Origin of the sequence: Streptomyces sp. NPDC002773 (assembly GCF_040295605.1) — a bacterium.
In the GTDB taxonomy this organism is placed as follows: domain Bacteria; phylum Actinomycetota; class Actinomycetes; order Streptomycetales; family Streptomycetaceae; genus Streptomyces.
Window position 1 is genome coordinate 1 of the sequence record NZ_JBEOVO010000007.1, and the last position, 24898, is coordinate 24898.

Sequence of the window (24898 nt, forward strand, 5' to 3'; positions counted from 1 at the left end):
TCGAGGGCGTTGGCGACCTCGTGGAAGGTGACCCGGTCGACCGTGCCGATCGCCACGTGCTCGGACAGGTCGAGCGCGCACTTGTCCTGGATGAGCCGAGGCGGGTAGGGAGGCGGCGCAGGGTGGGGCGGTTTGCTCGGCGGTCAGGCGGGGACGCCGGCCCGGTCGAGGACCGCGGCCATCTCGTCCTCGGGGAGCGCCGGGTTGGCGCCTGCTCTGGAGGCCAGTTCAGGGAGATGCAGCGCCTCGCGGAGCCGGTGGAGCGGGAGACGGGGGTCGCCGGCCGCCGCCTGGCGCGTCCACACGGCGGGGTCGTGGCTGAGCCGTTCGATCAGTGCGGGTGTGGCGGCCGGGTCCCGGACGGCCAGCCGACGGTAGTTCCCGTCCGGATGGTCCGCGTAGCGCGCGGCGAGACCCTCGCGGGGAAAACGGGGGTGCGTCTCCGCGATCCAGGCGGAGAACGTCCCGCCGAACCGCGCGAACACACGCAGCAGGACCTCCTCGGAGGTCTCGGGGTGCCACCTGCCCAAGGACTCATCCACCAGAGGGTCCTCGGCACGGGCGAGCAGGCGCAGCAGGTCGGGCGGCAGATGGGGGCTCCGGGCGGCGGCGCGCCGGAGCAGCGGGTGGGCGGAGGTCACGGCCCGGCGCAGCACCCCGGGGTCGGCAAGCCCGTCTCGTACCCACTCCACCTCCCCCCTGGCGAAGTCCCCCACCGTGAAGTCGATCGCCATGCGCCGCGACTCGTCCAACTCGGGCCTGAGGGAGACCGCGAGCCGTACGGACTCGTCGGGGTCGACGGCGAGCCGCTCCACGAGGTCGGCGGGCAGCGACGGGTTCTCGGCGAGGGCGGTCAGATGCGTCCGCTCGGCGACGCACCGCTCGGTGTCGGCACGGTGGAGGAGTCCGCGGCGCAGCGCCTGGGGGGCGGACTTGGGATCGCGGAGGAGTTCGGCGGTCACGCGTGCGTCTCGCCGGCACTCCCACAGCGCGGCGGCTTGCCGGACCTCCGGGTCAGGGTCGACCAGCAGCGCCGACCGCTCGCCCGGCGGCAGCACCTCCCATGCGCGCACCGAACTCCGGCGTGCTGCCGGCTGGTGGTGCGTAGCCAGCGAGGCCACGAACGGTGGTGCCAGGTGGGGTGATTCCAGCAGATTCGCCCGAACGGAAGGGTCAGGGTCGTCGAGCAGGCGGGCGCACACGGCGTCCGCCAGCGGCGCGACCTTGGTACGCGGGTCGTACAGCTCGGGTCCGTAGGCGAGAGCGGCGCGCACCTTGGGAGAGGGGTCGTTCGCGAGCCGGGCCCGCTGTGCGGGCTCGGCTCTGGCACTCATCGCGAAGTCGATCCGGACACCTGGGCTCGGATGGGCCAGGATCACCGCGACGGCCGGCTCGGGAAGTTCGGCCCGCTCAAGGGCCTGACGGGGCGGACGGTCACTGGCGCCGCCGAAGGCGAGCAGGCGCAGCAGCAGCGGTGTCGGAAGCGCCGGATTGGCGGCGACTCCGTCCAGTGCGGATGCGTGGAACGCGACCATGATTCCCCTACCCCTGCGTCTTGCGTCTTCTGTCTTCCCGGTGCGTCCGCAACCAGGATGCCACCGTTGCCAGAGGTCGGTGCCGCCGTGCTGTTGACCGCCACCGCGCTGGCTCGTACGGCGGGGGCGGTGGCCTCGTACGCGGAGCGGTGGATCACGCCGCGGTTGACGACGGAGACGGACTCGGCGCTGGTGGAGGCGGTGGCGTACGCGGAGGACGGGTTCTCGGACCGACGCGAGGCGGCCGAGATGGGGGTGGTGCGCACCCACGTGATGGTGATGGACGCGCAACGGCTCGTGTCCGCGGTGATCCGTATGGTCACCGCCGGGGGCGTTCTGACGGTACTGAACCCCCTGATGTTGCCCCTTCTCCTGCTCGCCGTACTCCCCGCCGGTGTCGGGGCTGGCGGTCTCCGGGCGGGTCGCCCTCGCGGTCCCGGCGCCGGTCGACGAGATCCGCCTGGACGAGGTCGTCTACCCGTACCCGGGCAAGGGCACATTCGCCGTCGACGGTGTCTCGCTGACCCTGCGGCGCGGCCAGATCCTCGCGATCGTCGGTGCGAACGGCTCGGGGAAGGCCACCCTCACCCGTCTGCTCACCGGGATCTACCTGCCGGACAAAGGCACGGTGACGTGGAACGGCACCGACCTCGCCGGGTGGACCCCGCCACGGTGTGGGCGCACACCGGTCTGGTGCCGCAGATCTTCGCGCAGTGGCCGCTGCGCGTCCGCGAGAACTTCACCCTCGGCCAGCCCCGCGGCCACGACGACGCCGCGGTGTGGGAGGCCATCGACGCGGTCGGTCTGCGGGATGCCGTCGAAGACCTCCCTGCGGGCCTGGACACCCTCCTCGCCCGGAACATCTTCGGCGGGACCGAACTCTCCGGCGGCCAAGGGCAGCGCACCGCATGCTCCAGAGTCTGTACCGCCGCCCGGAGCTGCTGATCCTCGACGAGCCCACCTCCCAGATGGACCCGCGCGGCGAGCACCAGATCTTCGAGCAGATCAAGGCCATCACCTCCGACCGCATCACGATCGTGGTCACGCGCCGGCTGGAGAACACCAAGATCACCGATCACATCATCGTGATGGAGCACGGCCGGATCACCGAACAGGGCCAATACGACGACCTCGCCCATGGCGGCGGAACCTTCGCCGAACTGCTGGCCCTGTCCCAGGACCGCTGATCGAGCCCGTCATCGCCCGTCCGGCACCAGGCACGCTCGCGGTACTCCGCCGGCCTGCTGACCGTGAGCGGCGGCCGGCTCAACGGTCGCCCGGTCGTCGGCCGGGGAACCGACTTCGGGCGCCGTGCCGTTCCCACGGCATGAACTCCGTACTGCAATCCCCCGAGGTCCTGCGTTACACCGCCTTCTCCGACGATCCCGAGGGAGGAAACCCCGCCGGGGTCGTCCTCGACGCCACCGGCCTCGGCGATGCGGAGATGCTGGCGATCGCCGCCGAAGTCGGCTACAGCGAGACCGCGTTCCTCACGGCGCCGTCCGATGGAGCGGACTCCGGCAGGTCGTGGAGCACCGGGCGTGCCTACACCATCCGCTACTTCAGCCCCAAGGCGGAGGTGCCCTTCTGCGGTCACGCCACCGTCGCGGCAGCCGTGGCCCTCGGTGAGCGGCTCGGCCCCGGCGACCTCGTGTTCTTCACCCGGGCAGGGACCGTGCCGGTCACCGTGAAGCAGGAGGGAGGGGCGACACAAGCCACGCTCACCAGCGTGGAGCCGTCCGTCGAGGAGATCGCGGCCGGGGATCTGGACGAGGCTCTCGCCGCGCTCGACTGGCCGGCCGGCGATCTCGATCCGTCGCTGCCTCCCCGTATCGCGTACGCGGGCGCCCGCCACCTGGTCCTGGCCGCCGCGACCCGGGAGCGCCTGGCCCGCCTGACGTACGACTTCGCGCGTCTGGAGGCCCTGATGCACAGGCTCGACCTGACGACGGTGCAGTTGGTCTGGCGTGCCGCCGCCGAGGTCTTCCACGTCCGGGATCCGTTTCCGGTGGGCGGTGTGGTGGAGGACCCGGCGACCGGGGCGGCGGCCGCCGCCTTCGGCGCGTACGCCCGTGAACTCGGCGTCGTACCCGAGGCGGCGGTTCTCACCCTCCACCAGGGGGAAGACATGGGGCGCCCCGGGGTCCTGACGGTGGAGCTGCGCGCCGGTGACCGGCGGGTCAGGGTCGGCGGGGCGGGGGCCCGCATCCCGGCCTGATCCGGACGACAGGCCGTGACCGGTCGAGTCGGCCGAGTCGGTCGGCGGGCGGCCTCCCTTCCCTACCGTCCCCGGTGTGGCGCGACAGCGGGGGCGGTGGACGAACGGCCCACCGCCGACCCCGTCCAGGACGACGCTTCCGGGAGGCCTCCGGGCCGCACCCCTCGTTTCGCGGATCGCGACCACTGATGGCCGCCCCCGAAGTCGGTGACGTCCTTTCCCATTCGTCATCCGTCAACGCTCCTCTCCGGAGTCGTTCTGGACATCGTGGCACGGTTTACCCGCGCCGGAATCAGCGTCGGCATATCGGAAAACACCACTCGGAAACGTCTCTGTTGGAGATACGACCACAAACGTCGGCCGGGGGGCGCAATTCGCCCCGGGGTCGGAGAGAATTCCCGGCGCACTGTCCAGAAGAACAAGAGGAACGATCCGTGCGACCAAGACTCTTCGGCGTGACCGCCTCCATGGCCGCCTTCGGACTGCTGGGCTCCCTCGTCACCGGCTGCGGCTCGTACGAGAGCGGGGGGACGACGCTGCGCCTGGTGGTCCCGGAGTACGGCGACACCCCGGCGACCAGCTCCAAGGCGTACTGGGACAGGCTGACCACGGCCTTCACCGCGGCCCACCCGGGCACGACGGTCGAGGTGACGATCCACCCGTGGGCCGACGTCGACCGCGAGGTCACCCGCATGGTCCAGGAGGACAACGCCCCGGACGTGGCGCTGATGGGCGCGTACTCCGACTTCGCCGCGCAGGGCCGCCTCCATGCCGCCAGTGAGGTGATGTCGATCAGGACGGAGGCGAACTTCCTGCCCGCGCTCGCGGACGCGGGATCGGTCGACGGCACCCTTTACGGCTTCCCGTTCGTAGCCAGCAGCCGGCTGCTCTTCTACAACACGGAATTGTTCGAGAACGCGGGGGCGAAGCCGCCGAAGACCTGGTCCGACCTGAAGGACACGGCCATGGCACTGAAGAAGGAGGGCGTGCTCTACCCCTACGCCCTACCGCTCGGCCCCGAGGAGGCACACGCCGAAGCCCTGATCTGGGAACTCAGCAACGGCGGCGGCTACACCGACGACCAGGGCAACTACAACCTCGCGTCCGAACAGAACATAGAGACGTTCCGCTGGATCCAGGACAATCTGGTCACACCTGAGCTGACCGGCCCTGTCCCACCGGCCCAGCTCAACCGGAAGGACGCGTTCGCGGCCTTTCTGCGCGGCGACGTCGGGATGGTCAACGGCTACCCCTCGCTCCTCCACGAAGCCCGGCAGAAGGGCATGAAGGTCGCCACGTCGCGCATGCCGGTGTCGGACACGCTGGAGGCCGAGGTCGCCCCGCCGGCCGTGGGCGTCGCCGACTGGATGATGGCGTTCAAGCGCGGCGACAACCGGGAACTGGTCGGCCACTTTCTGGACTTCGTCTACGAGGACAAGAACCTCACCGAGTTCGCCAGGCGTTACCACCTGCTGCCGTCGACCGTGACCGCTACCGAGACGTCCCAGGACTCGGCGGCGGACCCCGGCGCCGAGCAGTTCCTGAGCGCTCTGCGCGGCGCCCGGCTCTATCCGGTCGACGATCCGACGTGGCTGCAGGTCAGCGACACCGTCAAGCGGAACATCGGCAAGGCTGTGGCGCCGTCCGCCGAACCGAAGGTCGTGCTGCAGAACATCGCCGAGCAGGCCCGGGAGGCGGAGCAGCAGAGGTAGCGGCGCGGTGAGGTGGGGAAGCGTGGCTGGGGTTCGACGACGCGGTTGTGAGCCTGGGGCTCGTCACCGGTGGCGTCCTTGAGGACGCCTGAGGGCCGCTGCCGGGCACGGTCCCTGGTCAGCCGCGTGAGGCCTCGCGGGCGGTGCAGGTCGTGCTGTCCGCCGGGCACCAGTGGGTACGGCCTCCGACCAGGTGGAGTTCGAGGTCGGCGTCGCGCATGCCGTTGTGGTCGAGGGCCGCGCGCAGGGCGGTGGGGGCGGGTTGCGGGGGCAGGCCCAGGACGCCGATGACCACGATGCCGTTACGGGCCTCGACCGAGGCGATCTGCCAGCTTCCGGCCGACGCCCAGCGTTCGGCGACCGGCCGTGCTTCCGCCGCCAGGGCCCGGTCCCGCGCCACGGTGAGCGTGCCGGTGGTGAGCGGCACGGCGATGAGCAGGACGACGGCGGCCACCGCGACGAGGCTCCGGCCGTGGAACGCGCCCACGGTCAGACCGGCGCCCTCGGCGGCGGTCCGCACGCCGTACGCGAGGAACACCAGGGTGCCGGTGGCGACGATGGCGGCGACATTCGTGGTGAAGAGCAGCGCGGCCTCTCCGGCGTCGTGGTAGCGGCCCACGGCGATCAGCAGGCCGGTCACAGCGAGCGGCGGGACGAGGGAGATGGCGATCGCGACGCCCGGGAGGGTGTCGGAGATGTCGGTGCGGACGAGTGCGAACGCACCCACCGTGCCGGTGGCCAGGGCGGCGACCAGATCGATCAAGCGCGGACTGATCCGCGACGAGACCTGGCTGTTGGAGGCGAACGCGTCCGGCGGGGAGAGCAGCCAGCCGAAGAGCAGCCCGATGACGATGACCGCCGCCGCCCCGCCCAGTACGAGGAGGGCGCTGCGCAGCAGGTGTTCGCGGTCGGCGAGGACGAGGGCCAGAGCGCTGCCGAGGATCGGGGTCATCAGCGGGGCGACGATCATGGCGCCGATCACCGTCGCGGTCGAGTCGCCCACGACGCCCGCGGAGGCGATCACCGCGGCCAGGGTCAGCAGCACCCAGAACCTGGTCGAGCTGCGGCTGCGCCATTCCCGCTCGATGAAGAGGGCCTCGGACATGCGCTGCGCCGCACCCGTGTCCACACCGGTCATGTTCCGCCGTTCCGTGCGAGGAGTGTGACGAGCCGGGCAGCACAACGCCCCCGGCGCGGACGCGAGGGTCAGCCGTCGGCGGTGGCGGCCGGTTCGGTGTGGGCCGCCCCATCGGATCCCTTCCGCCAGTGGGTACCGAGGCCGAGTCGAAGATCGGCACCGGGGGCCATTGCGTTCAGGCCCGCATCCTCACCTCAGGAGCCGAGGATGCGGGCCTTCTCCTGGACGAACTCGGCCTCGGTCAGGATGCCCTGCGCCTTGAGGTCGGCCAAGGCGGTGAGCTGCGCGATCCGGTCGCTCCCGGCGCCGCTCGGGGGCCCCGCCGTCGCCGGCGCGGGGGCCTGGGCCGCCGCCTGTGCGGCGGCCTGGTCCACCAGAGCCTGCTGCTGGGCTTCGGCGGCCAGCTGCTGCTGCGCGGCCCGCTCGTCGGCCCCCCGCTGCATCCGGTGGGATACGGCGTTGGCCGTGCCGGTGATCACCGCGGTGCGGGCGACGGTCCCGAGCAGGCCGGGGCGTCCGATGCGTCGGCGGATCATACGATCACTCCCCTTCCAGGGCACTGACGGCGCGCACCACGGCCTCGCTCGGTACGCGCTCCATGAGGACCAGCCGTCCGTCGGAGTCCCGGACCGCCGAGGCCAGGCGAGCGGCCCAGGAGTTCTCCCAGACGACCACGAGAGCCGACGACTCGGGCGCCAGCCCCTGGCCGACGACGTTCAGGTCCTCGTCGCTCAGCAGGTCGAACTCGGCTCCGGTGAGCCGCTCGAACGCCTCGGAGACATCGGAGTCGGCCAACTCGACGGTGGTGACGCCCCCGTTCCCGTCCTTGGCGACGAACGTGAGATCCAGGATCCGTACGACTCCGCCGTCCTGGAGCTCGCGCAGCGCCGGCGCCACGTCGCCGTTGAAGCGGTTGCCGTCGAACGCGAAGACGGCGACATCGACCGGACCGACCGTGTCGGCGGAAAGACCTTCGGGCATCGCCATCCCTCTTCACTCGGCTCCATTACGTCCTGAAATCTGATCTTATGCGGCATCTCGTCCTCTGCACGGTGGGGCGACCCCCGAAGAAGCAAAGCCAACCCCGGACGCGGCAACCCCGCCCCCCAGGTCGCGCAGCACCTCGCGGGCGGCCCTCGCGCCGGAGGCCAGCGCGCCCTGGACGGAGCCGGTGGCGCGGTGGTCGCCGCACACGTAGCGGCCCGGTGCCACCCGCGCGGTGCGGGTCAGCGGCTGTGGCGGGGGCATGGCGGGGAGCGCGTCCTCGACGGTACGGACGGTCAGCAGGTCCCAGCCGCCGGTGCCGGATCCGTACACCTCGCCGAGCGCCGCCCGCACGTCACGTTCGCGGCCCTCACTGTCCCGGCCGAGGACCGAGGTGGCGACGAGGGCGTGTCCGGGCGGGGCGTAGGCGGACACGACGTCGCTCAGTACACAGGTGTTGAGGAAGCGGCGCCGGGTGTCCACCAGCAGCGTCGGCTCGCCGAGCGGAGAACGTGGGGCGACGTGGTAGTACGTCGTCACGGTCCGGTATCCGGGCAGGGCGACACCGGGGAGCAGTGCCGCGACCGGGCCGGGGCCGGTGGCGACCACGACGGCGCGTGCGGGGTGCTCGCGGCCCGCGACCGTCAGCGCGCCCTCGTCCGTGAGCCCCGCCACGGGGCTCTCCAACCGCACGGTGCCCGGGGGCAGGGCGGCGGCGAGTGCCCGTGGGACCGCTCCGACGCCGGCGGCGGGCAGGCACAGGGTGCCGCGCAGCATGCTCCGCCACACCAGGTGGAACACCCGGGCGGACGTCTCCAGGTCGTCTTCGAGGAAGACCCCTGACAGGAAGGGGCGGAAGAACCTCTCGACGAGCCCGTCGGAGACGCCGGCGTCGGCGAGCGCGGTGCGGGTGGTGGTGTCCGTACGCCGTTTGAGCCGAGCGGGTGGCGACAGCATGTCCCGGGCGGACAGCAGGCCGAGGGCGGCCAGGTCGCGGGGCCCGGCGAGGCGGCCCGGCCGCAAGTCGGACAGCAGGTCGGGCAGCGTGCGCGGGCTGCGGGTGGGGTCGCTGAAGCGGAGTCGGCCCGAGGGAGTGTGGATGAGGACGCCGGGGGTGAAGGGGCGCAGTCGCAGGTCCTTCAGGGGCAGTCGGCGCCGGACCTGGGGGTAGGACGTGTTGAAGACCTGGAATCCGCGGTCCACCACGAAGTCCTCGACCCGGTCCGTACGCATCCGGCCGCCGACCCCGTCGCCGGCTTCCAGCACCCGTACACCGACACCGGCCGCCAGCAGGTCCCGGGCGCAGGCGAGTCCGGCGACACCGGCTCCGATCACCAGCACGTCCGTCACGTCCTGGGTTGTGGACACACGACCACCTCTCCCACCGCTCGTTCCCCCTTCCTTGCCTTTCGCGCGCCGACGGCACCCGGATGCGCCAAGCCCGCCGCCTCTTCAGCGGCCCGCCCACGCGGCGGCCTTCCGCAGGACGGCGGCGCGGCCACGCTCCGGCACCGTCCAGAGGGTCTGCCCTCGTACGCCCCACCGCTCGAGGAGGGCGTTCGCGGCCAGGAACCCAGTCGTGGCCGCCCGTTCCATCAGTGCGACGGGCAGGTCGGTGCGTACGAGGTCGCCTGCCACCACGAGGCTGGGATCGGAGGTGCGGACGGTGGGGCGGTCGGCGTAGCCGCCCACGGGGAACAGCGGGCAGTCCTCCCGCCATTCGTGGCGCGCGTCGACCACCGCGGCGGTCCGGGTCTCCGGGTACACGCGGTGCAGCTGCTCGACGAGGCTCCGCTGTACGGCGGTGCGGGGCGTGCGCGGGTCGACGGCGTAGGCGTGGAGTTCGACCACGGATCCTCCGGCACGGGCCGCCCAGCGGGCCGCCTCGTCCTCCCAGCGGTCAAGGACGCTGATGTTGTCGAGGCCGCCGAAGCCGCTGGTGCCGAGGAAGCCTGGCCGGTCGGGGGCGACGGGCCGGTCCAGCCACAGCCGGGTGACCAGGAAGGGCGGGGCCGTACGCAGGCGTGCGACGCGCTCCCGCCAGGCGGGGTCGCCGAGCCGCTCGGAGCGGGCGGCGAGGGACCGCAGACCGGCGGTGTCCAGGGCGAGGACCACGGCGTCGTACCGGCGCTCGCCGTGGTCCCCGGCGACCTCGAACCCGCCGCCCCGGGCGGGGGCGACGTGCTCGACGGCGCTGCCGGTGCGCACCTCGGTCGCGTGCCGCCGCAGATATCCGACGAGGGGGTCCCACAGCGCGGTCGGGAAGGGCGAGCGGGGTACGTCGAAGAGCAGGCCTTCGGCGGAGCCGAGGAAGTAGATGTGGAACATCAGCGCCATCTCTGCCGCCGAGAGGTGCCGCGGGTCGGCGAAGAAGCTCCGGGAGAACACCTCGAAGGCCAGGTGGCGGGCGCGTTCCGGGAAGCGGACGGCCTCCAGGAAGTCGTAGGCGCTGACGGAGTCGAGGCGGTGGTAGACGTCGGGCACGCGGACGTCGAGCAGGGGCAGGGCCGCGACCGGGTCCATGGCACGCAGGTCGCGCAGCCCGAAGGACGGGCTGAGGGCGACGAAGCCGAGCGCGCTCCACGGCGGGGTGCGCGGCACGCGCCGGAAGCTGTCGCGCAGCCCGTCCGCGTGCAGCAGGGGGTAGTCGGGCAGTCCTCCCAGCCGGGCCAGGGCGGGATCGGTACGGCGCAGCAGGCCGCGCAGGTTGTAGTACTGCCGGAAGAACGCGTGGAAGCCGCGGCTCATCGTGACGTTGCTGCCGTCCCGCAGGCGGGTCGGCCGGCCGCCCACCCGGCCGCCGACGTGGGGCTCGCGCTCGTACAGCGTCACCGCCACGCCCCGCTCGGCCAGCGCGGTGGCGGCGGCGAGTCCTGCGATCCCGGCGCCGACCACGGCCACCGAGGGCCGGTCGGTTGCGTGACCGGCTCCCGGGCGGGCCGGCAGGACACGGGCCCGGCGGTCCCGGCCCCTGCGCGCTGCGGGAAGGCGGTGCGCCGGTACGGTCATCGGCCGTCCTCCCCGCGCGCGGCCACGAAGGTGTGGGTGATGCCCGTCTGCCAGCCCGGCAGGGGCAGGGCCCGGACCTGGTCGAAGCCGGCCGCGCGGATCCGGTCGGCGAACCGGTCGGCCGTGTCGAAGCCGACGACGCTGCGCCAGAGGTGGCGGTAGAGCGGGCCGTCCCCCAGGAGGGTCGCGGCGGGCTGGACGATGCCCCGGCACACCAGCGTCCACACCGCCCGGTCGGCGCGGCGCCCGCTGAGGCTGTACTCGTGCACGCCGAGCCGCCCGCCCGGTCGAAGGACGGCGCGGACCGTGGCGAGGACGGCGTCGGGATCGGCGACGTTACGGAAGAGGTAGGCGGCGACCACCGCGTCGAACGGCCCTTCGACCCCCGCGTCCGCCAGTCGCTCGGCCGGTGCGTGGACGAACCGTACGCCGTCCGCCCATGGTTTGGCGGCGGCCCGCTCCAGCATGCCGGCCGAGGCGTCGACGGCCGTGACGGCGGCGGCCGGGAGGACGGACCGGATCGCGGCCGTCGAGGCGCCGGTGCCGCAGCCGAGGTCGAGCACACGCAGGCCCTCCCCCCGTCCCGGCAGGCCGAGGCGGCGCACCGAGCGCCGCAGCTGCCCGTGGTAGCCGGGATTCACGGCCACCAGCGCGTCGTAACTGCGGGACGCGTGGTCGAACGCGGCGGCGAGGTCCTCGTCGCGCAACAGGGTCATGCGGTCTCCAGGGGCGGGGCGGTGGGGGGGGTGGGCCAGTCGCAGGGGCTGGGCGGCGGTCCGGCGTCAGCCGAAGGGGCGGCGCTGCAGGCCGGGTAGTTCGGCGGCGGTGCGCAGCATGGGGCCGACCGGGGTGTGCCGGCCGATGGAGAGGTCCTCGAACAGGCCGGTGCTCCCGTCGAGGAAACGCAGCAGCCGGCCCATCGGGACGCGGGTGAACAGCCGGGCGAAGAGATCGGGGCCGTCGACCCGGCCGCTGTCCAGAGCGCGCAGGAGCACCGAGTCCATGGCGCGGGCCCGGGCGGAGTAGGCGGCCGGTGGCACCGGTCTGCGCCCTTGCCGCAGCGCGGCGGCGACCGCCCGTGTCTGGCGCTGGAGTCCGGCGAAGGCGTATCCGGTGGACGGCCGGGTCGCACCGCCCGCGGCCCCGATCCGGAACACCGAAGCGCCGACCCTTCGCGGCATGGGAGCGTCCGTCATGGGGATCACCCCGGTCTCGGTCGCGACGATCTCCAGGTCACCGACGCGCAGCACGTCGTCCGCGTAGTGCCGTACCGCCGCCTCGTAGCCCCTCGCCGTCAGGACGCGCGGGGAGAACTCCGTGTACTCCACCAGAGCTTCGCGCGGGCCGGTGGGCAGGACGTAGCCGAAGGAGAGCCCGGCGGCGGGCTGGGGGGTGCGGAAGTCCATCAGGTCCGCGGTCCCCCGGTCGAAGACGGGCCGCGCGGTGCGGACGAACCAGCCGTGGAAGTGCTGGAGCAGGGTGGTGCGCGCGGCCGGGAGGCTGCCCAGAGGACGCGAGTCGAACACCCAGCGGGCTTCCAGGACGCGGGGGCCGTGGGGGCGTCCGTCGGGCCCGGCCAGCCGCACGAGGGCCCCGGAGGGGGTCTCCTCCACGGTGTCCACGACGGCCTCCACGCGCCGGACGTTGGGGCTGCGCGCGAGGTCCCGGGCGACCAGGGACTCGAAGTCGTCGGAGCGGATCATCTTGTATCGCAGCGGTGCGATGTCCCCCTCGATCGCGGGGCCGGTCGGCGGCCGTACCCGCAGGTGGCGCCAGTCCGCTCGCACCGCGGCGTCGAACCGGCCCCGGCCGGCCTCCCAGAAGCACCAGGTGCGCGGGGCCGGCCGCAGCGGGCCGGGCGGGGCGTCGACGAGGATCACGGAGGGGGTACGGGCCCCGGGCACGTGGCCGTTCAGCCGGTGGGCCAGGGACAGCCCGGCGGCCCCCGCCCCGATCACCACCACATCCGCCTTCAGCACGCGGCTCCCTCCGTCCCGGTTCTGGTGCCCCCGACCCGTACCGATTCCCCCCTGGGCGGGCGTTCGGATGCGGTCATCGAGGACAGGCCACCCGGACAGACGAGTCCGGACGGCGGCAATACCGCGCATTGCGGGTACCCGACCGACACCGCATCCGTATCGCGGGAAGGGACCGAAGAGGCGTAGAGACCGATCGATGCCACGACGAGAGGAACCGGGATGCGCCCCACCCAGGCGAAGGACCACCCCGCGGCCACGCCGTCGCCCCTCCTCCCCCGCCTGGCGAGCCCCTCGGGGTCCTCGGCGGGGCCGCCCGCGGGGCCCTCGCCGCGGCGGACGCGCCCGGGCCGAGCGGGCGCCGGCTCGGCGTCGCACGGCGCGGGCCCTCCGGAGGGCGTCGCCCTGACGACGGTCGGACCCCACGCCGCCGACACGGTCGATCCCACGTCCGCCGACACGGTCGACCCCGCGTCCGTCGACGCGGACGTGCCCGCCGCCGTCGGGCACGTCCTGGAGGGGTTGCTCGCCGACCGGCTCACCCGGGCCGGCGCCCTGGACGCCCTCTTCGCGCGCGAACTCGCCGAACGGGTCGCCCACTTCACCCAGGACGGCGGCAAACGCACCCGGTCGCAGCTCCTCTGGTGGTCGACGCGCGCGTGCGGCGGGTCAGGCGCGTCGACGTCCACGGCAGCCCTGCGCATCGGGGCGGCGCTCGAACTGCTCCAGACCTGCGCCCTCGTCCACGACGACGTGATGGACGGCTCGACGCTGCGGCGCGGCCGTCCGGCGCTGCACACGGACGTGCGAGACCGCTACAGCGGCACCACGTCACCGGCCCGTGTCACCCGGTTCGGCGAGGCGACCGCCATCCTGGCCGGGGACCTGGCGCTCGCGTGGTCGGACGACGCGGTGGCCGAGACGCCGCTCGACCCGGGGACGGCGGGCGTGGTGCGCCGGCTGTGGAGCGACATGCGCACGGAGATGGTGGCGGGCCAGTTCCTCGACCTCCAGGGCCAGCTGACCGGTTCGCGCTCCCAGCCGCGCGCCCTGCGCGCCGCCTGCCTCAAGAGCGCGTTGTACTCGGTCGAGCGTCCCCTCGCGCTGGGCGCCGCCGTCGCGGGCGCGGACGACCGCATCATACGGGCACTGTGCTCGGCGGGACGCCGGATCGGCATGGCCTTCCAGCTGCGCGACGACCTCGACGACGTCTTCGGTGACCCCGGGCGCACCGGCAAGAGCTGCGGCGGGGACATCCGCGAGGGCAAGCCGACGTTCCTTGTCGCCGTGGCGGTGGAGCGCGCCGAGGCGACGGGCGACCGGGCGGCCCTGAAAGTGCTCGAACAGGCGCTCGGCGACGAGGGTCTGACTCCGGACGGGCTCGACGAGGTGCGGGACGTCCTGGTGCGTACGGGCGCCCGGGCGGCGGTCGAGTCGAAGATCGACCGCCTGTCGGCGCAGGGACTGCGCCACTTCGACGGCGCCCTGCCCGACACGGAAGCGAAGGGCCGCCTGCGCGGGCTGCTGACCGCGGCGACGGTGTCCCGCGCCACGGACGGCCCGCCGGCCCGCTCGCATCCGGGGCCGTCCACGGCGCCGGCGCCCGCTGCGGCTCCGGCACCGGCACCGGCACGCGCTACGGCTGCGACTCCGGCTCCGGCGTCCGCCGCGACTCCAACGCACTCTTCCACCCTGCCCGGCTCCCCCACCCCACCCGGCTCTCTCCCCCCGGTGGGCTCCGGAGCGCCGGAGGTCCGTCGATGACGCCTCGCTCGCTGTCCGGCCGTACGGACCACGTGGTGGTCGTCGGCGCGGGCCTGGCCGGTCTGTCGGCGGCCCTCCATCTGCTGGGCGCGGGGCGGCGGGTCACCGTCGTCGAACGGGACGACCTGCCCGGTGGCCGTGCGGGCCGTCTGCATCTGAACGGATACCGGATCGACACCGGCCCGACCGTCCTGACCATGCCCGACCTGGCCGACGAGGCCTTCGCGGCGGTCGGCGACAGTCTGCGCCGGCGGGTCGACCTCGTCCCGCTCCACCCGGCCTACCGGGCCTCGTTCGCGGACGGCGGCACGCTGGACGTGCACACCGACGGCGAGGCGATGGCCGCCGAGGTGGAACGGTTCGCCGGGGCCCGTGAGGCGGCGGGCTACCGGCGGCTGCGGGTCTGGCTGGAGCGGCTCTACCGGGCCCAGATGCGCCGTTTCATCGACGCGAACTTCGACTCCCCCCTCGACCTCCTGAACGGAGACCTCGCCCGGCTGGCGGCGCTCGGCGGCTTCGGCCGCCTCGACCGGCGTATCGGAAGCTTCCTCAAGGACGAGCGGTTGCAGCGGGTCTTCTCCTTCCAGGCCCTGTACGCGGGTGTGCCACCGGCCCGCGCGCTCGCCGCGTACGCCGTCATCGCATACATGGACACGGTCGCCGGGGTGTACTTCCCGCGCGGCGGCATGCACGCCCTGCCGCAGGCCATGGCGGACGCCGCCGCCGACGCGGGCGCCGAGCTGCGGTTCGGCGCGCCGGTGACCCGGCTCGAACGGTCGGGCGAGCGCGTCACCGCCGTCGTGACCGCCGAGGACCGCATCCCCTGCGACGCGGTCGTCCTCACGCCGGACCTGCCCGTCGCCTACCGGCTCCTCGGCCGCCGCCCCCGCCGGCCGGCGCGGCTGCGGCACTCGCCGTCCGCCGTCGTGCTGCACGCGGGCACGGACCGCACCTGGCCGCAGCTGGCCCACCACACCATCTCGTTCGGCGCCGCCTGGCGGACCACGTTCGACGAACTCACCCGTCAGGGGCGGCTGATGAGCGATCCCTCCCTGCTCATCACCCGGCCCACGGCCACCGACCCGGGCCTCGCCCCACCGGGCCGCCATCTGCACTACATCCTCGCTCCCTGCCCCAACACCGACATCGGCCCCGGCGGCGCCGCCTGGGGCGAGCTCGGCCCGCGCTACCGGGCCGAGCTGCTGGCCGAGCTGGAGCGGCGCGGTCTCCACGGCATCGAGGCGGCCGTCGAGGACGAGTCCCTCGTCACCCCGGCCGACTGGCTGGGCCAGGGGCATGCGGCGGGCACTCCTTTCTCCGTGGCCCACACGTTCCTGCAGACGGGGCCGTTCCGGCCCCGCAACCTGGTGCGGGGCACGGAGAACGCCGTCCTGGCCGGCTGCGGCACCACCCCCGGCGTGGGTGTGCCGACCGCCCTGGTGTCCGGGAAGCTGGCGGCGGCCCGGGTCACCGGCGGGGCCCGGCGGCGCTCCGCCCGTACCGAGGGGGCAGCGCGATGACCGCACGCGAACTCGACTCCGCGGGCATCACCGACCCAGCGCTGCGGGCGGCGTACCGCCGGTGCCGTCAGCTCAACGCGGCGCACGGCAGGACGTACTTCCTCGCCACCCGGCTGCTGCCGACCGATCGCAGACCCGCCGTGCACGCGCTGTACGGGTTCGCCAGGTGGGCCGACGACATCGTCGACGCGATGGAACCCGACGCGGAGGACAGCCCGCGCGGTACGCGTCTGGCGGCGCTCCAGCGGCAGCTGAACGACGGCCTGCGGCAGGGCGGCGGCGACGAACCGGTGGTGCTCGCCCTCGCCGACACCGCACGCCGCCACGCCATCGCGCACAGCCACTTCACGGACTTCATGGCCGCCATGAGGTCCGACCTGGAGGTCACGGACTACGCCACCTACGCCGACCTGCGCGGCTACATGCACGGGTCGGCCGCCGTGATCGGCCTCCAGATGCTGCCGGTCCTGGGCACGGTGGTGCCGCGCGAGGAGGCCGAGCCGCACGCGGCGGCCCTCGGGGTGGCGTTCCAGCTGACCAACTTCCTGCGGGACGTCGGCGAGGACCTCGACCGCGGGCGGGTGTACCTGCCCGCCGACCTGCTGGCCGGGCACGGCGTCGACAGGGAGCTGCTGCGCCGGTGCCGGGACACCGGCCGCCAGGACCGGCGGGTCGTGGCCGCGCTGCGGGAGTTCGAGGCCCTCACCCGCCGCGTCTACCGCGAGGCGGAGCCCGGCCTCGCCATGCTCGATCCGCTGTCCCGCCCCTGCATCCGCACCGCGTTCATCCTGTACGGCGGCATCCTCGACGCCGTCGCCCGGGACGGGTACGCGGTGCTCCACCGCCGTGCCGCGGTGCCGCGCCGGAAGCGGGCGACGGTCGCCGCGGACGGCCTCGTCCGGGTGCTCGCGGCCCGCCTGCGCCACCGGAGTCGGACCGCGACGCCGCGACGCACCGCAACGCGCCCGACACCGCCGGCCGGCCCGGCCCGACAGGCACCACCCGCCACCTCGCCGTGCCCGGCACCATCCGCCACTTCGGCATGCCCGGCGCCACCCGCCACTTCGGCATGCCCGGCGCCACCCGCCACCCCGGCCCGGCCCGAGCCGCCCGCCGCCCCCGCCCGACCGGTCTCCGAGGAGGTCGCGTGAACCCCGAACCGTCCGCACGGCGCCCCCGTCTGCCCCTGTCGCTGCGCCGCGGGCCCGTCCCGTGGGACCGGCAGCGGCCCACCTGGCGCGATGCCAAGCCGGCCCTCATCGCGAAGGCGCTGAAGCGGGCGCAGGCCCGGCCGTCCGGGAACTGGTTCGTCGTGGGGGCCGCCGCCGCACTCCGCGACGACCGGCCCCTGGCCCGTACGATCGCGGGCCGTGAAGTGGTCGTCTGGCGCGGCGCCGACGGGCGGCTGGTCGCCGGGCCGGGGGTCTGCCCGCACCTCGGGGCGCCCCTCGCGGACAGCCCGGTCCGGTGCGGGACGCTGGTGTGCCACTGGCACGGGCTCGCCCTCGACGGGGCCTCGTTCGCGGGCTGGGAGCCGTTGCCGGCGTTCGACGACGGGGTCCTCGTCTGGGTGCGGCTCGACGAGGTCGGCGGGGAGCAACCCCTCGACGCCCCCGTCGTCCCTGTCCGTCCGGTCCCCGCGCGCGGGGTGACGGCCGTGTACGAGGCCACCGGGGTCTGCGAACCCGAGGACGTCGTGGCCAACCGTCTGGATCCGTGGCACGGGGCCTGGTTCCACCCGTACTCCTTCGTCGACCTGACGGTGGTCGGCTCGCCCGAGGAGGAGGCCGCCGACGACCGCTTCACCGTCGACGTCTCCTTCAAGGTGGCGGGACGCCTCGTGGTGCCGGTACGGGCGGTCTTCACGGCTCCCGAGCCGCGTACCGTCGTCATGCGCATCACCGAAGGAGAGGGCGTGGGCTCCGTGGTGGAGACGCACGCGACCCCGCTCGGGCCGGACGAGCGGGGCCGTCCGCGCACGGCGGTGACCGAGGCCGTGGTGGCCGCCTCCGACCGTCCGGGCTTCGGCTTCGTACGCCGGGCCGCCCCGCTCCTCCGCCCCGTGATCCGCACCGCGGCGGCCCGACTGTGGCGCGACGACCTGGCCTACGCCGAACGCCGCTGGCAACTGCGCTCGGCGGGCCGGTTCCCGGGCTGACGCGGGGCCGACACGTCCGGCCCGCCAGCCGGGGGCCTACTTCGGCATGAGCACCGTGTCGATGATGTGCACGGTCGCGTTGGAGGTGCGCACGTCACCGCAGACGATGGCGGCGGAGTCGTTCACCTTGTACGCGTCCCCGGAGCCGGCCGTCGTCAGCATGCCGCCTTGCAGGGTCTTGAAGGACCCGTCCGCGAGGTCCGCCTTCTCGACCGGTTCGTCGACCACGTGGTAGGTGAGGATCTTGGTCAGCATCTCCTTGTCGGCGAGGACCTTGTCCAGGTCGGCCTTCGGGATCTTGGCGAAGGCGTCGTTGGTGGGCGCGAAGACGGTGACGTCCTTCGCGTTGTTCAGGGTGTCGACCAGACCGGCCTTCTCGACGGCGGCGACGAGGGTGGAAAGGGCCGGGTTGTTCGACGCGGCCGTGGCGACCGGGTCGGCTGCCATGCCGTCGAACGAGCCGGCGCCCTCCTTCGGTACCGAGGCGCACCCGGGGCCGAAGGGGCTGCCGCCCTCTTCGGCCGACGCGGGCGGAGCGAGGGCTCCGAGCGAGACCGAGAGGGCCGCGGCGGCCAGGGCGGCTGCGACGCGACGTCGGGTCAGCGTGGTGTTCATGACGTGCTCCTTCCACCGGCCGGGAGCCGAACGGCCCCGGCCGTGGATCGGTTGTCCTCTCATGGGGACATTCGGCGCCGGACGGGTCCGCGGATGGGGTCGGCGGCATCTTTCTGCATTTCCCCGGAAGCGCACGGCCAGCCGCATCCGGAGGGCGCCCGCGCACGGAAGTGGATGGGGGGCGCGCCGCCCGACGCCCCACGGGCACGAAACGGGCACGGAACAGGGCACGAGACGGATCGGGACCGGTATGACACCTACGCACTGGCTCTTCGGCGACCAGCTGGGTCCGGCCTTCCTCGGGGCGGGCGACGGCGACGTCTCCCGTGACGCCCCCGTGGTGATGATCGAATCCCGGGCCGTCTTCCGCCGTCGGCGCTTCCACCGGGCGAAGGCCCATCTCGTCCTCTCCGCGATGCGGCACCGTGCCGAGGAACTCGGCGACCGGGTGACGTACGTGAAGGCCGACACGTACCGCGAAGGGCTGGAACAGGTGGTGCGCGGCGGACCGGTGACGGTGCATCACCCCACGTCGCGGGCGGCGCTGGCCCTCGTACGGTCACTGGACAACGTCACCGTCCTCCCGCCGCGCGGGTTCCTGGTCCGTCACGAGGACTTCGCGCGGTGGGCGCACGGGCAGCGGGGGCTCCGGATGGAGGGCTTCTACCGGCACGTGCGGCGCGACCACGACCTCCTCATGGAGGGCGGGGGGCCGGCCGGCGGCACCTGGAACCTCGATCACGAGAACCGGGAGCGGCCTCCCCGCGGGGCCCGGACGCTGGGCGCTCCGGCCCCCTACCGGCCCCGGGAGGACGCCGTCGACGAGGAGGTCCGCCGCGACCTGGACCGCTGGGAACGCGACGGGGACGTCTCCTTCGTCGGCCGTGCCGGCCCCCGGTTGTTCCCCGCCCGCCGCCGGGAGGCCCTCGCCGCGCTCCGCCGCTTCCTCGGCCACCGGCTCGCCGGGTTCGGCGCGCACGAGGACGCCATGCTGGCCGGCGACGACACCATGAGCCACAGTCTGCTGTCCTCCTCGCTCAATCTGGGGCTCCTCGACCCGGCCGAGTGCGTGGAGCTCGCGGAGGCCGCCTGGCGGGCGGGCGAGGCGCCGCTGAACTCGGTCGAGGGCTTCGTGCGGCAGATCGCCGGATGGCGCGAGTACGTCTGGCAGCTCTACTGGTACTTCGGTGAGGACTACCGGACGTCGAACACGCTCGGCCACACCGCTCCCCTGCCCGACTGGTGGGACGAGCTCGACGCGGACGCCGTGTCGGCCCGCTGTCTGGCGACGGTGCTCCGCCAGGTCAGGGACACGGGATGGACCCATCACATCCCGCGCCTGATGGTCCTCGGCAGCTACGCCCTCCAGCACGGCTGGGATCCCGCGGCCGTGACCGACTGGTTCCACCGCAGCTTCGTCGACGGCTACGACTGGGTGATGCTGCCGAACGTGGTGGGCATGTCGCAGTACGCGGACGGCGGCAGGATGACCACCAAGCCGTACACCTCGGGCGGTGCCTACATCAACCGTATGAGCGATCTGTGCGGGCCGTGCGCATACCGCCCGGACCGGCGGGTCGGTACGGACGCCTGCCCGTTCACGGCCGGCTACTGGAACTTCCTGCACCGCCACCGCGGCACGCTCCGGCACAACGTCCGGATCTCCCGCGCGGTGCAGGGCCTCGACCGGCTGAAGGACCTGCCGGCCCTCCTTGAGCAGGAGCGGGACCGGGGCGAGGGCCCGCCCTGAATACCCAGGCCTTACACACCGATTTCGGCGCATTCACTCTCCAGTGCGCATATCTGGCCGGTGCACGTCAAGCGCGACTCCTGCGTCGGGTGGCGGGCATGTCTCCCTCCGAGACGCCGGACGGGGCTCGAAGCGCGGGTTCTCCGCGGCACCGGAGCCCTCCGGGACACCACCCAAGGGCGAGAAGCCCAAACGGACAAGGGAGTTGCCATGACGGCCATCACCAAGATCACCGCACGCGTGAAGACGGCGAACGTCTCGGGAGCCGACACCGGCGCCTGGGTCTACCTCGGCATCGGCGGCCGGGAGTTCCTCCTGGACAGCACCGGCGCCGACTTCACCGTGGGAGCGGACCAGACCTTCACCTTCGGTGAGGGAAACAACGTCAACAATCCCGAGTACAACGATCCGCATTCCCCGCAGTTGGACACGCTCCACGTCGACGACTTCCCCGTCTACCTGCGCTTCGAGCCCTCCGGGAGCGAAGCGCCCTGGTGCCTCGACTGGGTCGAGGTGACCGTCAACCCCGACACCAACAGCGCCCAGAGCTTCGTCCACCCCAGCCTGCGCGGCGAGGGCGAGCGCAGCAGGATCTGGCTGGACGACTCGTACGGCAAGTCCGTCTACCTGCTCCGCGAGGGCCTCACGCGCGACGTACTGACGACGCGGGCGAAGTAGCCCCGGCGGGCGGCGAGTCGGCGCGGGAAACGGGACTCGCCGCCGAGGGCGCGCGGCGCCGGCTCGGCGCAGTCGGCGTACGCGCATGACCAGGTCGTCGGTGTGGCGGGGGCGCCGACGCCGCCGTCGGGGGGGGCGCGGGGCCGCTGCTCCTCCATGGCATGACCTGCACCGCCTCCGAGGTCAGCGCACCCGGCTGCGGGCCTTGAGGTGTGCTGCCGGGGTCTCGGGAGCGGCCAGGCGGTCCCCGTCGTAGCCCTTGACCTCGCCGAAGCGGGCGGTGGTCATCCACTGCTCGCGCGCCTCGCGGATCTCCTCATCCGTGCGGCCCACGACGTTCCACCACAGTCCGCAGAGCCCGGAGATTTCCGCGGGTCATCACCCCGCGCCAGGTCCGCGGTCAGCAAAAGGTCGGCATGAGCGCCTGAGAGCCCGTGGCGCCCTGTGTGTCAGGGGCTGCTGACCGCCTGGAGCGACCCCGGGGAAGCCGCGCGCCTCCTCGACGCAGGCTCCTGGTCCGGTGCCGCCGACCGGTCTTCTGCGGCCGCTCGAGCGGCCGGACAAAGAAAGTCCGCACCATCCGCGCCGTTCTGGCCGCCGGCACCGAAGCCCGCGTCACCGTGATCCGTGCCTGGGGATCGCCGCTGACGAGGACCCTCACACCGGCCATTGGCCGGTCTGCCAGGGGGCCGAGGAGGTCACTCACCGGCACGGTGCCGTCCGGGACGCCCCGCGGTCCTCGCACGGCTGTGGACCGGGGCGGTCGTCGACGGGCTCGTCCTCGCACCAGAACAGGGTGCGGTCGCAGGCCGATGCCGGTGGGCACCGCGATCGCCTGGTCGGGGCCGGCGCCCGACAGGGCGGCGGTCTCCTCCCACGCCTTGGTGCGCCGCCCGGCGAGAGCGAAGGACCAGCCCCGGTCGAGAGGGGCGAGAGCTGCCACGCGGCCCGGCCCGCAGCACCTCAGTGCGTCGTGCGACGAAGGAGGGCTGACCGCCGGATGCCGGATCACCACGGTGAGTCCATCGAGGCGGCCGGGCGGGATCGAAGGGCATGCACGGGGCCCTGGTTACCTGTGCGTTCCGCACATACGGAAGGTGACAGCGGCGACTGTCGGAGCTCGTGGGGTGCGTGACAACGTCGTGTCCGTCACCGACCGAGGGAGTGCGCAGTGAACAAGGGGTACGCGGTCTTCTGCGACGCCGACCGTCACTTCTACGACGCGCCCCACCGCCTCGTCTTCGGCGAGGCCGAGAGCGGCTCGCTCTACCGGGCCGCCACCCTCCCCGTACCCGAGGGCTGGACCTCTCACCGGACGGGCGACTGGCTCGCCCTGCGTCCGCTGGACCGCCCGCTCCCTTCGCAGGGCTGGAAGATCCACGTCTCGGCCGGTCTCGACAACGCGGAGGCGGTCCTCGCCAAGGTCCGGGAGTACTGCCTGGGGAAGGACGTCGCCTTCAAGTTCGTCCCCAGCCGCTACCTGCTGCACCAGCGCAACGCCAAGTACGCGGACCGCTCGGCGAGCGGCAAGTTCATCACCGTCTACCCGGCCGACGACCGGGAGTGCGAGCGCGTGGCCACCGACCTGGCCGGGCTACTGGACGGCGAGGCCGGTCCGTACATCCTGAGCGACCTGCGGTGGGGCCGGGGCCCCGTCCACCTGCGGTACGGAAGCTTCACCCGCCGCCACTGTTACGACGAGCACGGGGAGCTGCGCCCGGCCCTGGAGGACGCGTCCGGGGCGCTCGTGCCCGATCGCCGTGGTCCCGTCTTCCACGTACCCGACTGGGTGACGCCGCCCGCCTTCCTGCTCCCGCACCTCGCGGATCGGGCCGCGGTGACCGTGGGGGATCTGCCGTACGACATCGAGAAGGCGCTGCACTTCTCCAACGGCGGCGGAGTGTACGAGGCCCTGCACCGGCCGACCGGTCGGCGGGTCGTCCTGAAGGAGGCGCGCCCATACGCCGGGCTGGCCGCGGACGGGGCGGACGCCGTGACGCGGCTGCGCCGTGAGCGCGAGGCGCTGGAGAGACTGTCGGGTCTCGCCTGCACGCCGGAGGTCCTCGACGGCTTCACGGTGGGCGACCACCACTTCCTGGCGCTGGAGTTCGTGGAGGGCAAGCCGCTCAACACCTTCTTCGCCCGGCGGCATCCCCTCATGGAGGCCGACCCGCCGGCGGAGAAGCTCGCGGAGTACACGGAGTGGGCCCTGCGGATCCACGGGCTCGTCGAGCGGGCCGTGGCCGAAGTCCACGCACGCGGGATCGTCTTCAACGACCTGCACCTGTTCAACATCATGGTGTCCGAGGACGAGTCCTCGGTGGTGCTGCTGGACTTCGAAGCCGCCAAGCCCGCCGCGGAGGGCGGGCGCCAGACCGTCGCCAACCCGGCGTTCGTGGCACCGGCCGACCGACGGGGCTTCGACGTGGACCGGTACGCCCTCGCGTGCCTCCGGATCGCCCTGTTCATCCCCCTCACGAGTCTGCTGGCCGTGGACCGGGCCAAGGCCGCGCACCTGGCGGAGGCCGCCGCGGCGCGGTTCCCGGTGCCCCCTGGTTTCCTGGACGAGGCGGTGCGGGAGATCACGCGCGAGCCGGCCGGGAACCAGCCCCGGGAGGCCGTCCGGGTGCCCGCTCGACACCCGGACGGCGCCCGGTTCCTGCCCGTGGAGCCGGGAGACTGGCCTGCCGCCCGTGACTCCCTGGTGCGCGCCGTCCACGCGTCGGCGACGCCGGACAGGGAGGACCGCTTCTTCCCCGGCGACATCGCTCAGTTCGCCACCGCCGGCGGGGGCATGTCCGTCGCGTACGGCACCGCGGGAGTGCTCCACGCCCTGCGGGAGAGCGGGGCTCCCCGGTGTCCGGAGGCCGAGGACAGACTGCTGCGGTACGCCAAGGCACCCGACTCCGGCACGCCGCTCGGCTTCTACGACGGACTCACCGGCGTCGCGTGGACCCTCGACCGGCTCGGGCACACGGCCGCCGCGCTCGAACTGGCCGCGCTCGTCCTCGAACAGGACCACGACGCCCTCGCCCCCGACCTGCACGGAGGGACCGCCGGCATCGGCCTCGCCCTGGACGCCCTGGCCACCGCCACCGGCGAGACCGCCCTGCACGCGGCGGCCCTGCGCTGCGCCGAGCTGACGGCCCGCCCGCTCCGGACGTCCGCCCGGACGACGGGGGCGGCGGCACCGGGCAAGGTGCGCACGGGGCTGCTGCACGGCGGCGCCGGCCGGGCCCTGCTGTTCGTACGGCTCTACGAACGCGCGCGGGACTCCGCGCTGCTCGACCTCGCCGCCGAGGCGCTCCACGACGACCTCTCCCGCTGCGTCCGCGGGGCCTCCGGGACCCTGCAGGTCGACGAGGGCTGGCGCACGATGCCCTACCTCGGCGCGGGCAGTGTCGGCATCGGCATGGTGCTCGACGACTATCTCCTCCACCGATACGACGACGCCCTGGACCGGGCCCGCCGCGACATCGTACGGGCGGCGCAGGCCACCTTCTACGCCCAGCCGGGCCTCTTCCGAGGCGTCGCCGGGATGGTGCTCCACCTCTCCCGTACGAACGTCGGAGGACCCGGTACGGCGCCGGAGGACGTACGCCGCCAGGTCGGATGCCTCACCTGGCACGCCATGTCCTACCGGGGTCACCTCGCCTTCCCCGGCGAGCAGATGATGCGCCTCTCCATGGACCTCTCCACCGGCACCGCCGGCGTCCTGCTGGCCCTCGCGGCGGCGCTGGACGACCGCCCGGCGCAGCTGCCGTTCCTCCCGCCGCTTCCGCGGCCCCACGAACCGGCCCCATGACGGGGTCGTCCGCACCATCCGTCCCCTACGAAAGGA

18 protein-coding genes and 3 pseudogenes are annotated in these 24898 nt (G+C 73.4%); 10 read left to right on the top strand and 11 right to left on the bottom strand.

From position 1 onward, the window contains the following. Positions 1-95 (bottom strand): annotated as a pseudogene (locus tag ABT034_RS11505) (lipase); the annotation flags it as partial. 48 nt (positions 96-143) lie between these two features. Further along, positions 144-1535 carry a Mucin-2 gene (locus ABT034_RS11510; protein ID WP_351213772.1) on the bottom strand — a complete coding sequence of 464 codons (1392 nt, stop codon included), beginning with the start codon at positions 1533-1535 and terminating at the stop codon, positions 144-146. Positions 1536-1622: 87 nt separating this feature from the next. On the opposite strand from ABT034_RS11510, the pseudogene ABT034_RS11515 reads away from it, so the two are divergent. The 3 genes and pseudogenes from ABT034_RS11515 to ABT034_RS11525 all read left to right on the top strand — a co-directional run. Then, a pseudogene (locus tag ABT034_RS11515) lies at positions 1623-2722 on the top strand (ATP-binding cassette domain-containing protein); the annotation flags it as partial. 140 nt (positions 2723-2862) lie between these two features. Beyond that, complete coding sequence (locus tag ABT034_RS11520; protein ID WP_351213774.1) at positions 2863-3753, top strand: PhzF family phenazine biosynthesis protein; 891 nt, start codon at positions 2863-2865, stop codon at positions 3751-3753. A 455-nt stretch (positions 3754-4208) separates the two neighbouring features. Further along, positions 4209-5465 carry an extracellular solute-binding protein gene (locus ABT034_RS11525; RefSeq protein WP_351213776.1) on the top strand — a complete coding sequence of 419 codons (1257 nt, stop codon included), beginning with the start codon at positions 4209-4211 and terminating at the stop codon, positions 5463-5465. A 118-nt stretch (positions 5466-5583) separates the two neighbouring features. Here ABT034_RS11525 and ABT034_RS11530 read toward each other — a convergent pair whose 3' ends face one another. The 7 genes from ABT034_RS11530 to ABT034_RS11560 all read right to left on the bottom strand — a co-directional run bounded on the left by ABT034_RS11530 (position 5584) and on the right by ABT034_RS11560 (position 12575). Then, complete coding sequence (locus tag ABT034_RS11530; protein WP_351213778.1) at positions 5584-6603, bottom strand: TIGR00341 family protein; 1020 nt, start codon at positions 6601-6603, stop codon at positions 5584-5586. Between the two features lie 194 nt (positions 6604-6797). Continuing rightward, the gene (locus ABT034_RS11535; RefSeq protein WP_351213780.1) at positions 6798-7139 is read right to left on the bottom strand and encodes an SHOCT domain-containing protein; all 342 of its coding nucleotides are present in this window, start codon (positions 7137-7139) and stop codon (positions 6798-6800) included. A gap of 4 nt (positions 7140-7143) precedes the next feature. After that, positions 7144-7584, bottom strand: a complete 441-nt coding sequence (locus ABT034_RS11540; protein WP_351213782.1) for a DUF6325 family protein — start codon at positions 7582-7584, stop codon at positions 7144-7146. A gap of 45 nt (positions 7585-7629) precedes the next feature. Continuing rightward, positions 7630-8955 carry an NAD(P)/FAD-dependent oxidoreductase gene (locus ABT034_RS11545; protein WP_351213784.1) on the bottom strand — a complete coding sequence of 442 codons (1326 nt, stop codon included), beginning with the start codon at positions 8953-8955 and terminating at the stop codon, positions 7630-7632. A gap of 84 nt (positions 8956-9039) precedes the next feature. Next, the gene (locus tag ABT034_RS11550) at positions 9040-10596 is read right to left on the bottom strand and encodes an FAD-dependent oxidoreductase (protein ID WP_351213786.1); all 1557 of its coding nucleotides are present in this window, start codon (positions 10594-10596) and stop codon (positions 9040-9042) included. Continuing rightward, the gene (locus ABT034_RS11555; RefSeq protein ID WP_351213788.1) at positions 10593-11312 is read right to left on the bottom strand and encodes a class I SAM-dependent methyltransferase; all 720 of its coding nucleotides are present in this window, start codon (positions 11310-11312) and stop codon (positions 10593-10595) included. The genes ABT034_RS11550 and ABT034_RS11555 overlap by 4 nt, the downstream gene beginning before the upstream one ends. Before the next feature lie 66 nt (positions 11313-11378). Next, positions 11379-12575, bottom strand: coding sequence for a lycopene cyclase family protein (locus ABT034_RS11560; RefSeq protein ID WP_351213790.1), 1197 nt, complete (start codon positions 12573-12575; stop codon positions 11379-11381). Between the two features lie 219 nt (positions 12576-12794). Here ABT034_RS11560 and ABT034_RS11565 point away from each other — a divergent pair, with 219 nt between their 5' ends. Genes ABT034_RS11565 through ABT034_RS11580 form a run of 4 tightly spaced genes read left to right on the top strand, consistent with a single transcriptional unit; the run spans position 12795 to position 18014 of the window. Continuing rightward, complete coding sequence (locus ABT034_RS11565; RefSeq protein ID WP_351213792.1) at positions 12795-14336, top strand: polyprenyl synthetase family protein; 1542 nt, start codon at positions 12795-12797, stop codon at positions 14334-14336. After that, entirely contained in the window at positions 14333-15856 is a 1524-nt protein-coding gene (gene crtI / locus ABT034_RS11570; protein ID WP_351213794.1) for a phytoene desaturase family protein, read from the top strand. Before ABT034_RS11565 ends, crtI begins: the two co-directional genes overlap by 4 nt. Then, positions 15853-17007 (top strand): phytoene/squalene synthase family protein, encoded by a 1155-nt coding sequence (locus tag ABT034_RS11575; protein WP_351213796.1) that lies wholly within the window; start codon positions 15853-15855, stop codon positions 17005-17007. Before crtI ends, ABT034_RS11575 begins: the two co-directional genes overlap by 4 nt. Then, positions 17004-18014 carry a Rieske (2Fe-2S) protein gene (locus ABT034_RS11580; RefSeq protein WP_351213798.1) on the top strand — a complete coding sequence of 337 codons (1011 nt, stop codon included), beginning with the start codon at positions 17004-17006 and terminating at the stop codon, positions 18012-18014. The genes ABT034_RS11575 and ABT034_RS11580 overlap by 4 nt, the downstream gene beginning before the upstream one ends. 36 nt (positions 18015-18050) lie before the next feature. On the opposite strand, the gene ABT034_RS11585 is transcribed toward ABT034_RS11580, so the two are convergent. Further along, on the bottom strand, positions 18051-18629 hold the full coding sequence (locus ABT034_RS11585; RefSeq protein WP_351213800.1) for a fasciclin domain-containing protein: 579 nt from the start codon (positions 18627-18629) through the stop codon (positions 18051-18053). 250 nt (positions 18630-18879) lie between these two features. Here ABT034_RS11585 and ABT034_RS11590 point away from each other — a divergent pair, with 250 nt between their 5' ends. Continuing rightward, positions 18880-20379, top strand: coding sequence for a cryptochrome/photolyase family protein (locus tag ABT034_RS11590; protein WP_351213802.1), 1500 nt, complete (start codon positions 18880-18882; stop codon positions 20377-20379). 210 nt (positions 20380-20589) lie between these two features. Beyond that, positions 20590-21057 carry a hypothetical protein gene (locus ABT034_RS11595; RefSeq protein WP_351213804.1) on the top strand — a complete coding sequence of 156 codons (468 nt, stop codon included), beginning with the start codon at positions 20590-20592 and terminating at the stop codon, positions 21055-21057. A 183-nt stretch (positions 21058-21240) separates the two neighbouring features. Here the strand turns inward: ABT034_RS11595 and ABT034_RS11600 are convergent. Then, positions 21241-21405, bottom strand: a pseudogene (locus tag ABT034_RS11600) (pirin family protein); the annotation flags it as partial. 823 nt (positions 21406-22228) lie between these two features. Between ABT034_RS11600 and lanKC the strand changes: the two are divergent. Continuing rightward, complete coding sequence (gene lanKC / locus ABT034_RS11605) at positions 22229-24862, top strand: class III lanthionine synthetase LanKC (protein WP_351213806.1); 2634 nt, start codon at positions 22229-22231, stop codon at positions 24860-24862. Positions 24863-24898: the final 36 nt, after the last annotated feature.

Bases quoted from the DNA above. Each gene is read 5' to 3' on its own strand.
- ABT034_RS11575 (WP_351213796.1), top strand. From the start codon at position 15,853: ATGACCGCACGCGAACTCGACTCCGCGGGCATCACCGACCCAGCGCTG.
- ABT034_RS11550 (WP_351213786.1), bottom strand. From the start codon at position 10,596: ATGACCGTACCGGCGCACCGCCTTCCCGCAGCGCGCAGGGGCCGGGAC.
- ABT034_RS11595 (WP_351213804.1), top strand. From the start codon at position 20,590: ATGACGGCCATCACCAAGATCACCGCACGCGTGAAGACGGCGAACGTC.
- ABT034_RS11530 (WP_351213778.1), bottom strand. From the start codon at position 6,603: ATGACCGGTGTGGACACGGGTGCGGCGCAGCGCATGTCCGAGGCCCTC.
- ABT034_RS11520 (WP_351213774.1), top strand. From the start codon at position 2,863: ATGAACTCCGTACTGCAATCCCCCGAGGTCCTGCGTTACACCGCCTTC.
- ABT034_RS11510 (WP_351213772.1), bottom strand. From the start codon at position 1,535: ATGGTCGCGTTCCACGCATCCGCACTGGACGGAGTCGCCGCCAATCCG.
- ABT034_RS11540 (WP_351213782.1), bottom strand. From the start codon at position 7,584: ATGCCCGAAGGTCTTTCCGCCGACACGGTCGGTCCGGTCGATGTCGCC.
- ABT034_RS11535 (WP_351213780.1), bottom strand. From the start codon at position 7,139: ATGATCCGCCGACGCATCGGACGCCCCGGCCTGCTCGGGACCGTCGCC.
- ABT034_RS11565 (WP_351213792.1), top strand. From the start codon at position 12,795: ATGCGCCCCACCCAGGCGAAGGACCACCCCGCGGCCACGCCGTCGCCC.
- ABT034_RS11590 (WP_351213802.1), top strand. From the start codon at position 18,880: ATGACACCTACGCACTGGCTCTTCGGCGACCAGCTGGGTCCGGCCTTC.
- crtI (WP_351213794.1), top strand. From the start codon at position 14,333: ATGACGCCTCGCTCGCTGTCCGGCCGTACGGACCACGTGGTGGTCGTC.
- ABT034_RS11585 (WP_351213800.1), bottom strand. From the start codon at position 18,629: ATGAACACCACGCTGACCCGACGTCGCGTCGCAGCCGCCCTGGCCGCC.
- ABT034_RS11555 (WP_351213788.1), bottom strand. From the start codon at position 11,312: ATGACCCTGTTGCGCGACGAGGACCTCGCCGCCGCGTTCGACCACGCG.